The sequence below is a fragment of the Sporichthya polymorpha DSM 43042 genome, from assembly GCF_000384115.1.
Lineage (GTDB): Bacteria > Actinomycetota > Actinomycetes > Sporichthyales > Sporichthyaceae > Sporichthya > Sporichthya polymorpha.
Genome location: NZ_KB913029.1, coordinates 1202622 through 1213850 on the forward strand (window position 1 = coordinate 1202622; position 11229 = coordinate 1213850).

An 11229-nucleotide genomic window follows, 5' to 3' on the forward strand; every position below is an offset into this window, starting at 1 on the left:
GGTTCTAGCGACGCCCAGATTCCCTTGTCCTACGCTCCGATGCAAAACCCTGGCCCATATCGTCGCTAGAACCTTGACTCCGCCTTTTCCGCTCAGGCAGGGTCTTCGGTGAGAGACGTAGACCACAGGGGTGCTTTCGCCCGGCACACAGGAGAGTCGAGGTCATGGTCGACGCACAGAGCACCATCGGTGCTGCCCCCAGCAGTGCGCCCGCGGAACCCGCCGCCGGTGAGGTCCGGCTGGGCCGCCGCACGTTCCTGACCTTCCTCGTCGGTGTCCCCGCACTGTCACTGGCGACGTCGGTGACGCTGGACGGCTTCCTCGGGGACGTCGCGGAGGCGGCCACCGGCAGCACGCAGGCGGTTCCGTCCGGTCAGTCGATCGAGGAAACGTTCGACATCGCCGACGCCATCATCATGGCGGGCGCGCCCACCATGCCGCTGCTGCAACTGGACATCGGCACCGACGGCATCGTGCGCTTCGACATCCCGCGCATCGAGATGGGTCAGGGCATGACCACCGCGATGGCCATGCTCATCGCGGAGGAGCTCGACTGCCCGCTGGAGCAGGTCAAGGTCACCTGCGCCGACGCCCGCCCGGAGCTCGCCTGCAACCAGATGACCGCCGGCTCCTGCAGCCACCGGCAGTTCCACGACCCGCTCCGCGTGCTCGCCGCCACCGCCAAGATGCGGATGACGGCCGCCGCCGCGCAGCAGTGGGGCGTCGACCCCTCGACGCTGTCGGTCCACGACGGCGTGATCGTCTCCGGTGACGGCCGCACCGCCACCTTCGGTGAGCTGAGCCGCGCCGCCGCCGACCCGAACCTCAAGATCGGCGCGGTCCGCCTCAAGGAGGCGAGCCAGTACAAGATCGTCGGCAAGCCGACCCGACGCGTCGACGCGCTCGACATCGTCACCGGGCGCAAGAAGTTCACGATGGACCTGCAGGTCCCCGGCGCGCTGCCGACCATGGTGCGCCGGGCCCCGACGCTGAACGCCGAACTCCAGGAGTTTCGGAACAAGGCGCAGGTCGAGAAGATGCCGGGCGTGATCGCCACGGCCCTGCTCAAGAACGGCGTCGCGGTCGTCGCCGAGACGTTCGAGCAGGCCCGCGCCGGCGCCGCCGCGGTCGAGGCCGTGTTCGACTCCGGCCCGGTCGCGAACGAGTCGAACGAGACCGTCGGGCAGAAGCTGCGCGCCAGCATGCTGCCGTTCATGGCCCCGCCGGCCGGCGCCAACACCGTCGAGGCCGAGTACGAGTGGGCGCCCGCCGCCCACGGCTTCCTCGAGGTCGAGTGCGCGATCGCCGACGTCCGCTCCGACGGCGCCGACCTGTGGAGCGGCTTCCAGGCCCCGATCGTCGCGGGCCAGCAGGTCGCGTTGGCGCTCGGCCTTCCGATCGACTCCGTGAAGGCGCACGTCGTCCCCGTCGGCGGTGGTTTCGGCCGGCGCGTGTTCTTCGACGCCGCGATGGAGGCGGCGCTGGTCTCTCAGCAGGTCGGCCGCCCGATCAAGCTGATGTGGACCCGCACCGACGACTTCCGGCACGGCCGGCACCGTCCGCAGAACGTGCACCGGTTCCGCGCGACGATCCTCGACAACAAGGTCGTGTCGTCCGAGCAGCGGGTCGCCGGTGTCTCCACCGACTACCGGCACGGCCTCGGCGAGATCTTCTCCGCGATCATCACGGAGATGCCGCAGGGCGCGAAGCAGGCGATCGTCAACGACGGGTTCGGCCAGGGCGTCTTCACGACGATGGTGTCCTCGCCGTACAACCTCGGCGCCCAGGACAAGCGTCAGCTCGAGGTCTCGCTCGGCATGCCGACGTCCTCCTACCGCAGCGTCCCCTGCCAGACGGCGCGCGGCAGCGAGGAGATGTTCATCGACGAGCTCGCCGAGAAGCTCAAGGTCGACCCGTACGAGTTCCGGCGGGTCCTGCTCAAGTCCGACCGCTCGCGCGCCGTCCTCGACGCCGTCGCCGAGCGCGGGCAGTGGGGCAAGAAGATGCCGGAGGGCCACGCCCAGGGCATCGCCTTCCACTCGGAGAGCCGCTCGCACACCGCGGCGCTCATCGAGCTGGACGCCCGCAACCCGAAGATCCCGCGGGTGACCAAGGCCGTCATCGCCATCGACTGCGGCAAGCCGATCAACCCGCTCGGCATCATCGCGCAGATGGAGGGTGGTCTCGCCGAGGCGATCTCGCTGACGCTCAAGGCCGGTCTGCACATCGTCGACGGCCTGCCGCTGGAGGGCAGCTTCTCCCAGTACAAGTGGCTGCGGATGCGGGACATGCCCTCCGACATCCAGGTCATCGTCATGCCCGACAAGGGTGACCCGATCGGTGGGACCGGCGAGGTCGGCATGGCCGCCCCGACCGGCGCGATCGCCCAGGCCTACACCAAGGTGACCGGCATCCGCCCCCGGAAGTTCCCGATCGTCCACCCGGTCGACTTCGAACCGTTCGCGCCCGGCCAGCTGCCCCCGCCGGCGTTCTCGTAGAGAAAGGGTGTTCCGTGCCCAAGTACACCTTCCGGCTGAACGGCAAGAACGTCACCGTGGACACCCCGAGGGACCTCCCTCTGCTGTGGGTGCTGCGGGACAAGCTCGCCATCACGGGCCCGAAGTACGGCTGCGGCATCAATGACTGCAAGGCCTGCACCTCTCTGCTCGACGGCCAGGCGATCACGCCGTGCTCGGTCAAGGTCTCGGAGGTCGCCGGCAAGTCCGTGACGACGATCGAAGGCCTGGCCAAGGGCGGCAAGCTGCACCCGGTTCAGGAGGCCTGGATCGAGCAGGACGTCCCGCAGTGCGGGTTCTGCCAGCCCGGCCAGATCATGAACGCGGTCGCGCTGCTCAAGCGGACGAAGAAGCCGACCGACGCGCAGATCCGGTCGATCCAGAACGTCTGCCGCTGCGGCACCTACTTTCGCATCCGCAAGGCGATCGAGTCGGCAGCGCGAAAGATGGCCGCCAAGTCGTGACGCAAGGACTGTCGCAAGGATCCAGCACCACTCTGCTCGTCGGCGGAACTCTGATCGACGGGACGGGGGCGGCGGCCCGCCCGGGCGAGTCGGTCCTCATCCGGGACGGACGGATCGCCGCCCTCGGACGGGCCGCGGACGACGAGGCCGCCGCGAACGGTGTGGACGTCCGCATCGACGCGACCGGCCGCACCGTCATGCCCGGCCTCATCGACGCGCACACGCACCTCACGTTCGGCGAGCCGACCGGCAACGACGAGCTGTTCCACCACCGCACCGAGGCCTACAGCTCGATGCTGTCGGCGTACAACGCGCGCAAGGTGCTTCGCGCCGGCGTGACGAGCGTCCTCGACGCCGACTGCCTGTGGAACATCGGCGTCGAGCTCCGGGACGCGATCGAGACCGGCATCGTCGAGGGCCCGCGCATGCGGGCCGGCGGCCAGGCGCTGATGACGATGCTCGGCGGCACCGCGGGCCGGATGATCAAGGACGAGGGGACCACCGGGTACGCGACCGTCGTCCACAACCGGGACATGATGGTCAACGAGATCCGGCGTCAGATCAAGTACGGCGTCGACTGGATCAAGATCATGGTCACCGGCCTGATCCCGTCGATGAAGGGCCCCGAGGTCAAGGTCTGGAGCTTCGACGAGCTCCGGACCGTCTGCGACGCCGCGCACGAGCTCAACACCAGGGTCGTCGCGCACTGCCGCAACTCCGAGAGCACGCGCGAGGCCGCGCTGGCCGGGGTCGACCTGATCTACCACGCGTCCTACATGGACGACCGTGCGCTCGACGCGGTGCTGGAGTCCGGCGCCGCGCTCTGCCCGACCTTCACGCTGCTCGGCAATCTCGCCGACTACGGGTTGAAGATCGGCACCGCACCCGAACTACTCGACGTGTTCCGCGCCGAGGTCGAGGTGACGGCCAATCAGATGGCCAAGGCCCACGAGCTCGGCGTCACGTTCCTCGCCGGGTCCGAGACCGGGTTCGCCGTCACGCCGGTCGGTGAGTGGCACGCCCGCGAGCTGGAGATGTTCGTCCAGTACATGGGCATGACCCCGATGGACGCGATCGTCGCGGCCACCCGCAACGGCGCCTTCGCCATGCGGATGGAGGGCCGGCTCGGCACGCTCGAGGTCGGCCGCATCGCCGACGTCCTCGTTCTCGACGGGAATCCGTTGGCCGACATCACGATCCTCCAGGACCGGTCGAAGATCGTCGAGGTGATCAAGGAGGGCCGGCGCATCGACCTCACGACGCCGATCCCCGAGCGGAAGATGCGCAGCAGCGACCAGGTCCGGATGCTCGCCTCCTGCCCCCTGACCCGTGGCCTCGCCCTCACCGAGGAGCAGCTCGAGAAGCTCGCCCGTGTCTGACGTCGCCTCAGATTCGCCGGCAGGGTCGGCTCCAAAGATCGTCGACGTCCACGCCCACGCGGTGCTCGAGGTCAGCCTCGGCGCCGCGGGGGCGGCGGGGCCGGAGCTCGGCGTCACCGAGGACGGCACGCCGTTCTACCGCGTCGGCGAGTACGTGCTCCGCGGCGTCCGCTACCGCGGCTCGCCGTTCATGGACGTCGACGTGCGGCTGGCGGCGATGGACGCCGCCGGCATCGACGTCCAGCTGCTCTCCCCCAACCCGCTGACGTACTTCGGCCGGCTCGACGCCGACGCGGCGATCGGGTTCGCGCGCACGCACAACGACGCGCTCGCCGCGCTCGTCGGCAAGCACTCCGACCGCCTGCTCGGCGCGGCCCAATTGCCGATGCAGGACGTCCCGGCCGCGATCGCCGAGCTGCGGCGCAGCGTTCGCGACCTCGGACTGCGCGCGGCGTACATCGACACCGACCCCGCCGGACGGACGCTCGACGACCCCGCGCTCGACCCGCTGTACGAGGCGCTGGTCGACCTCGACGTCCCGCTGTTCGTGCACCCCACGCCGCTCGGGGAGCAGGGCCCGCCGGACGACGTGCGGCTGCGCCGGTTCGACCTCGACCTGCTGTTCGGCTTCGCCCGCGACGAGACGCTCGCCGTCGCGGCGCTCGTGTGCGGCGGCATCCTGGAGCGGCACCCCGGTCTCGACGTGTGCATCAGCCACGGCGGCGGGGCCGCCGCCTTCCTCGCCGGCCGCCTCGCCCGCGCCGTGGAGGTCCGGCCGTGGGCCTCGAAAGCCCTGCGGGAGAACGGTTTCGCGCACTACTACCGGCAGCTGTGGTTCGACACCCACGTCCACGACGCGGGCTCGCTCGAGCTCCTCGCCTCCCACGCCGGCACCGAGCGCCTGGTGTTCGGCACCAACTTCGCGGGTTGGGACTCCGGCGCGCACGACGGCCCCGGCCCCCTCGCCCCCACCCTCGCCGCCAACGCGGCCCGGCTCCTCCGCCTCCCCTGACCCACCCCTGCAGTGGAGATGACATCTCTTGTGCAGGGCCGGCCGAAACCATTGGAGGGCGCGGTTGGCGCCGCCGCTGCCTCGGTGCCCGCGGGCCGAGGTGCACCGAGTGCGCAGTTGAGCACGGGTGCCCGCGCCTCGGCTGGTGCTGATCTGCGCACTCGGCGCAGGTGGGCACCCCCAGGGGGCCCGGAGGTGCTGTCTTGCGCTTTGGGGAGAAGGAAGCACGCCGAACGGCCGTTCCCGCGTGCTGTGCTGCGCTTTCGGGAGAAGGAAGTACCTCGACCGGCCGCGCGCCGCGTCCCCGTCGCCCGCGCGGGCCGATCTGCACCGAGTGCGCAGTTGAGCACGGGTGCCGGCGCCCCGGCTGGTGCTGATCTGCGCACTCGGCGCAGGCGGGCCCGCGAGCTGCCGCCCCGCACCACTGCACTGGAGATGACATCTCTTGTGCAGGGTGGGTGGGGACTACTGCAGGGCGCGGTTGGCGCCGCCGTCGACGGGGATCGCGGCGCCGGTGACGTACGCGGCGAGGTTCGAGCACAGGAACGCGACGAGCGCGCCGAACTCGGCCGGTTCGCCGAGCCGGCCGGCGGGGACCCCCGCGAGCTGGGCGGCGAGGGCCTTGTCGTCGAACACGCGGCGGACGCGGTCGGTGGCGTGAACGCCGGGCTGGACCGAGTTCACGGTGACGCCGTCGGCCGCGACCTCGGTGGCGAGGGTGCGCAGGAAGCCGGTCGCGCCGGCGCGGGCGGCGTTGGAGAGCGCGAGGTTCGCGTAGGGCTGGCGGACCCCGAGCGAGGTGATCGCGACGATCCGGCCCCACTGCTGCGCGCGCATGTCGGGCACGACCGCGAGGCACTGGCGCACGACCGCGAGCAGGCTGCGGTCGAGCGCCGCCTGGTACGCGTCGGCCGGGGTGTCGAGCGCGGTGCCCGCCGCGGGGCCGGGGCCGTTGACGACGAGGACGTCGAGCCCGCCGAGCCGGTCCCGAGCCTCGAGCACGAAGCGCTCGGCCCCGAGCGGGTCGGCGAGATCGGCGACGAGCCACTGCGTCCCGCCGCCGAGCTTGTTCGCGGCGGCCTCGGCGCGGCCGGCGTCCGACCCGCAGATCACGACCTCCGCGCCCTCGGCGACGAGGGCCTCGGCGCAGGCGTACCCGAGTCCGGCGCTCGCGGCGCCGACGGCCGCTCGGCGGCCGGAGAGTCCGAGATCCATGACGTCAGGCTTCCACCTCGACGCCGTTCTGCTGCAGGTGGATCGCGCCGGCCGGGCAGTTGCGCACGGCGGCGACCAGCCGGTCGCGGTGCGCCTCGAACTCGGCGTCGATCTCCGCGTCGGGGACGAGTTCGGCGATCTCCTCGTCGTCGAAGCGGAACACGCGGGGCAGGTCGGCGACGCAGCGACCCGAGCTCATGCAGATGTCGGAGTCGATCCAGAGCTTCGCGCTCATTCCACGCACCTCCTCGGGGGCGGACGGTCGGGGGCGGCGAGCTCGCACTGTAATCGCTCCGCGCGGTGGCGGGCTAGGCCGCCGGGCGGGGTAGTAGCTAGAGGCTTAGCGTCTTTGAACGCGCAACCCATCCGCACGCCAAGATTCCGCGTTACACGCATGTATCAGCGGACAAATGCGGGGGACGACGCTGGACGATCGGTCGGCGAGGAAGTAGCGTCGTTACAAGAACAACGTCGCATGGGCGCCGTCCGGACCGGTCGCGGTCCCACGGGGTGAGGAGGGGCTCGCATGACCGAGAAGTGGGCGGTGGTCACCGGCGCCGGGAACGGCATCGGCACCGTCATCGCGCGGTCGGCGGCGAAGCTCGGCTACCGCATCGCGGCGTGGGACGTGAACGCCGCCGGCGTGGAGGAACTGGCCGCCGAGCTCGGCGAGATCTGCGTGCCCCGCCAGGTCGATGTCGTCGACGAGGCGGCCGTCGAGGCGGCCGTCGCCTCCCTGCCCGACGCCCCCTCCCTGCTCGTCAACAGCGCCGGCATCGTGCGGTTCGGCCCGCTGCTCGAGGTCTCGCTCGCCGACTGGGAGCAGGCCCTGCGCGTCAACCTGACCGGCACGTTCCTCGTCGGCCGCACCGTCGCCCGCCGCATGGCGACCGTCGGCGACGGCGCGATCGTCAACATCGCCTCGGTCAACGGCGTCGCGGCCGCCCCCAACGCCGGCGCCTACTCGGCCTCGAAGGCCGGCGTCATCCGGCTGTCCGAGCACCAGGCGATGGAGTGGGCGCCGCTCGGCATCCGCGTCAACTGCGTCGCGCCCGGCCTCATCGACGCCGGGATGTCGGACGCGATCTACGCCGACCCCGAGGTGCGCCGCCTGCGCCAGGCACGGGTCCCGCTGGGCCGTCTGGGGTCGAGCGAGGACATCGCCGACACCGTCCTGTTCCTCGCCTCGGAGAAGGCCACGTACATCACCGGCCAGGTCCTGGCCGTCGACGGCGGCCTGCTCAAGAGCACCCTCGCCAGCCTGCCCCGGCCGAAGTCGGTCGACTCGGTGGGCCCGGGCGACGACTCCCTGGCCTAGGGCAGCCGGTGTCCGTCTCCCCGTGGGCCGCGGGGCGCGTCCCGCGGCACGCGTTCGCGGGGTGGAATGATGGCGGAATGTCGCAGCAGAACGTCATCGAGGAGCTGCAGCGACTCGGCATGTCCGGCTACGAGGCGAAGGCGTACGTCGCCCTCGTCGCGGCCGGCGCCCCGCTCAACGGCTACGAGGTGGCGAAGCGCTCCGGCGTCCCCCGCAGCACGGTCTACGAGACGCTCGCGAAGCTCGTCGCCCGGGGCGCCGCGTACGAGGTTCGCGCCGGTGAGGACAACGTCGGCTACATCTCGCTGCCGCCGTCCGCGCTGCTCGACCGGATGCGCCGCGAGTTCGACCAGTCGATGGACACCCTGCGCGAGGCCCTCCCGGAGATCGCCTCGCCGACGCAGGTCCGCCTGGTCCACAGCCTCTCCGACCGCTCCTCCCTGCTCGCCCGCGCCGAGGACGTCATCGCCGCCGCGCGCACCGACGTCTTCCTCTCCGGTTTCCCGGCCGAGCTCGACCCGCTGAAGCCCGCGGCCCGCCGCGCCGAGGCCGACGGCGTCGACGTCTCCGTCGTCACCTTCGGCGAGGACAAGGACCCGGTCGGCAACACGACCCCGCACCGCTTCTCCTCGCCCGAGGTCGTCCTCGAGAACCTCGGCTGCCGGCTGCTGGTCGTCTCCGGCGACCGGGAGCAGGCCGTCATCGGCGGCGTCGTCAACGGCGACGCCTGGGGCGTCTACACCGACGACCCGGCCGTCGTCCTCGTCGCCGTCGAGTACGTCCGGCACGACATCGCGATGCATCTGATCGCCGAGCGCTTCGCCCCGGACGAGTTCGAGTCGTTCTGGACCGAGAACCCCCGGCTCCGCCGCCTCCGCGCCGACCACGGCGCCCCCGCCGCGATCCTCAAGCGCGGCGCCGGCACCGGCACCCCGCCGCGCCGCCCCCGCCGCTAGACCGATCCCGATGTCAAGAAAGGGTGACACCCCTTACTGCGCAGTAAGGGGTGTCACCCTTTTTTGACAGGGGCGGCGTCAGACCAGGCCGTGGGCGTGGACGGCCTCGGCGACCTGGAGGAAGCCGGCGACGTTGGCGCCGAGGACGAGGTTGCCGGGGTCGCCGTACTCCGTGGAGGTGGCGTGACAGCGGTGGTGGATGTCGCGCATGATCTCCTCCAGTCGGGTCTCGGTGCGCTCGAAGCTCCAGCGGTCGCGGGAGGCGTTCTGCTGCATCTCGAGGGCTGAGGTCGCAACGCCGCCGGCGTTCGCGGCCTTGCCGGGGCCGAAGCCGACGCCGGCCTCCTGGAGCACCCGGACCGCCTTCGGGGTCGTGGGCATGTTCGCGCCCTCGACGACGATCCGGCACCCGTTGCGGACCAGCGCGACGGCGCCGTCCTCGGGGAGCTCGTTCTGGCTCGCGCTCGGGATCGCGACGTCGCACGGGACGTCCCAGATGCTGCCGCCGGCGGCGGGCACGAACACCGCGCCCGGGCGGCGGGCGGCGTACTCGCTGATGCGGGCGCGCTCGACCAGCTTCACCTGCTTGAGCAGGTCGAGGTCGATGCCCTTCTCGTCGACGACGTAGCCGCTGGAGTCCGACACGGTCACGACGTGCGCGCCGAACTGCTGCGCCTTCTCGACCGCGTAGATCGCGACGTTCCCGGAGCCGGAGACGCTGACGGTCTTGCCCTCGAACTCCTCGCCGCGGACCGCGAGCATCTCGGACGCGAAGAACACCGCGCCGTAGCCGGTGGCCTCGGTGCGGACGAGCGCGCCGCCGTAGGAGAGGCCCTTGCCGGTCAGGACACCCGCCTCGTAGCGGTTGGTGATGCGCTTGTACTGGCCGAACAGGAACCCGATCTCCCGGGCCCCGACGCCGATGTCGCCGGCCGGGACGTCGGTGTACTCGCCGAGGTGCCGGTAGAGCTCGGTCATGAACGACTGGCAGAACCGCATGACCTCGGAGTCCGAGCGGCCCTTGGGGTCGAAGTCCGACCCGCCCTTGCCACCACCGATGGGCATGCCGGTCAGGGCGTTCTTGAAGATCTGCTCGAACCCGAGGAACTTCACGATCCCGAGGTTCACCGACGGATGGAAGCGCAGGCCGCCCTTGTAGGGGCCGAGCGCGCTGTTGTACTCGACGCGGAAGCCGCGGGCGATGTGGACCTCGCCGCGGTCGTCCTGCCACGGGACGCGGAAGATGATCTGCCGCTCGGGCTCGCAGATCCGCTCGACGGTCTTGTGCGCGGTGAACTCCGGGTGGCGGCCCAGCACCACCGCCAGGGACTCCAGAACCTCGCGGACGGCCTGGTGGAACTCCGGCTCGGCGGGGTTGCGACGAATCACGTCGGCGTAGATGCGTGCGACCTCAGCGTCGACGTCGACCTTCACGAACTCTCCTGATGCCGGTGGTGGGGGCCCCTCAACGGTAAACACCGTGTTTCCGGACCCGCACTCCGGCTGGTCAGACGACCGCGACGGGCGCCTCCGCCCCGTGGACGACGGCCATGCTCACCGAGCCCGCGATCATCCCGGTGAAGGCCCCGCGGCCCCGCGAGCCGACGACGACCATGCCCGCGTCGGCCGACGCGGCGAGCAGGGCCTCGGCGGCCGGCCCCTCGGTGCAGTGGGTGCGGACCTCGACGACCGGGTGGGCCACGGCGACGGCCGCCTCGGCGAGGGCCAGGATCTGCCGGGCGGCCTCGTGCGGGTCCATGGTCGTGACGCCGTAGAGCGGGGGCTCCCCCGTGGAGCAGAGCACCTCCAGCGGCGCCCCGCGGCGCTCGGCGACTCCGGCGGCGAACTCCACGGCGGCCGCCGCGTGCTCGGAGCCGTCGGTGCCGACGACGACCCGCCGGGCCGGGCCGGGACGCGTCTGCGCGCACGCCGGCTTCACGACGACGACCGGGCACGCCGCCTTGGCCGGGACGATCAGCGAGATCGAGCCGAGCAGCGACCCGAGCACCGGGCCGTACCCCCGGGACCCGATGACGAGCAGCGACGCGTCCTCCGAGGCCTCCATCAGCGCCCGGGCCGGGCTGGTGATCTCGGTCCGGCCGGAGACCGCCAGGCCGGGCTGCAGGACGAGGGCCTCGGCGACGCCCCGGGTGGTGACCTCGTTCGCGGCGTCCAGCGCGCCGGGCTCCAGCTCGATGCTCGAACCGGGCGGGGTGATCATGCCGGGATAATTGGCCGCGAACAGGACCTGGAGCGGCAGTCCACTCGCCGATGCCTCGTCCGCCGCCCAGGCAAGGGCCTCACGGGAGTCCTTGCGGTCGTGGTACCCGACGACCACTGGCCGTGCGTCCATGCGCTTCCCTTCGCCC

Annotated in this window: 10 protein-coding genes; 6 read left to right on the forward strand and 4 right to left on the reverse strand. The window is 71.5% G+C overall.

The window, feature by feature from the left end:
* The first annotated feature begins 164 nt into the window (after positions 1–164).
* The 4 genes from SPOPO_RS0105960 to SPOPO_RS0105975 are packed head-to-tail and all read left to right on the forward strand — an operon-like array spanning position 165 to position 5371.
* Positions 165–2498 (forward strand): xanthine dehydrogenase family protein molybdopterin-binding subunit, encoded by a 2334-nt coding sequence (locus SPOPO_RS0105960; RefSeq protein ID WP_019873878.1) that lies wholly within the window; start codon positions 165–167, stop codon positions 2496–2498.
* A gap of 14 nt (positions 2499–2512) precedes the next feature.
* On the forward strand, positions 2513–2980 hold the full coding sequence (locus SPOPO_RS0105965; RefSeq protein WP_019873879.1) for a (2Fe-2S)-binding protein: 468 nt from the start codon (positions 2513–2515) through the stop codon (positions 2978–2980).
* Positions 2977–4359 carry a metal-dependent hydrolase family protein gene (locus SPOPO_RS0105970; protein ID WP_019873880.1) on the forward strand — a complete coding sequence of 461 codons (1383 nt, stop codon included), beginning with the start codon at positions 2977–2979 and terminating at the stop codon, positions 4357–4359. Before SPOPO_RS0105965 ends, SPOPO_RS0105970 begins: the two co-directional genes overlap by 4 nt.
* On the forward strand, positions 4352–5371 hold the full coding sequence (locus SPOPO_RS0105975) for an amidohydrolase family protein (protein ID WP_084670903.1): 1020 nt from the start codon (positions 4352–4354) through the stop codon (positions 5369–5371). The genes SPOPO_RS0105970 and SPOPO_RS0105975 overlap by 8 nt, the downstream gene beginning before the upstream one ends.
* Before the next feature lie 465 nt (positions 5372–5836).
* Here SPOPO_RS0105975 and SPOPO_RS0105980 read toward each other — a convergent pair whose 3' ends face one another.
* On the reverse strand, positions 5837–6586 hold the full coding sequence (locus SPOPO_RS0105980) for an SDR family oxidoreductase (RefSeq protein WP_019873882.1): 750 nt from the start codon (positions 6584–6586) through the stop codon (positions 5837–5839).
* Positions 6587–6590: 4 nt separating this feature from the next.
* Positions 6591–6821, reverse strand: coding sequence for a ferredoxin (locus SPOPO_RS0105985; RefSeq protein ID WP_019873883.1), 231 nt, complete (start codon positions 6819–6821; stop codon positions 6591–6593).
* 291 nt (positions 6822–7112) lie between these two features.
* Between SPOPO_RS0105985 and SPOPO_RS0105990 the strand changes: the two genes are divergently transcribed.
* Entirely contained in the window at positions 7113–7904 is a 792-nt protein-coding gene (locus SPOPO_RS0105990; RefSeq protein ID WP_019873884.1) for an SDR family NAD(P)-dependent oxidoreductase, read from the forward strand.
* Positions 7905–7981: 77 nt separating this feature from the next.
* Entirely contained in the window at positions 7982–8860 is an 879-nt protein-coding gene (locus SPOPO_RS0105995) for a TrmB family transcriptional regulator (protein WP_019873885.1), read from the forward strand.
* Positions 8861–8938: 78 nt separating this feature from the next.
* On the opposite strand, the gene gdhA is transcribed toward SPOPO_RS0105995, so the two are convergent.
* The gene (gene gdhA, locus SPOPO_RS0106000; RefSeq protein ID WP_019873886.1) at positions 8939–10294 is read right to left on the reverse strand and encodes an NADP-specific glutamate dehydrogenase; all 1356 of its coding nucleotides are present in this window, start codon (positions 10292–10294) and stop codon (positions 8939–8941) included.
* Positions 10295–10367: 73 nt separating this feature from the next.
* Positions 10368–11213: a universal stress protein gene (locus SPOPO_RS0106005; RefSeq protein ID WP_028984554.1), complete on the reverse strand. Its 846-nt coding sequence runs from the start codon at positions 11211–11213 to the stop codon at positions 10368–10370.
* Positions 11214–11229 lie beyond the last annotated feature (16 nt).

What these genes read in the sequence shown, in the direction of transcription:
- SPOPO_RS0105960 (WP_019873878.1), top strand. Translation starts at nt 165, where the DNA reads ATGGTCGACGCACAGAGCACCATCGGTGCTGCCCCCAGCAGTGCGCCC.
- SPOPO_RS0105985 (WP_019873883.1), bottom strand. Translation starts at nt 6,821, where the DNA reads ATGAGCGCGAAGCTCTGGATCGACTCCGACATCTGCATGAGCTCGGGT.
- SPOPO_RS0105990 (WP_019873884.1), top strand. Translation starts at nt 7,113, where the DNA reads ATGACCGAGAAGTGGGCGGTGGTCACCGGCGCCGGGAACGGCATCGGC.
- SPOPO_RS0106005 (WP_028984554.1), bottom strand. Translation starts at nt 11,213, where the DNA reads ATGGACGCACGGCCAGTGGTCGTCGGGTACCACGACCGCAAGGACTCC.
- SPOPO_RS0105980 (WP_019873882.1), bottom strand. Translation starts at nt 6,586, where the DNA reads ATGGATCTCGGACTCTCCGGCCGCCGAGCGGCCGTCGGCGCCGCGAGC.
- SPOPO_RS0105995 (WP_019873885.1), top strand. Translation starts at nt 7,982, where the DNA reads ATGTCGCAGCAGAACGTCATCGAGGAGCTGCAGCGACTCGGCATGTCC.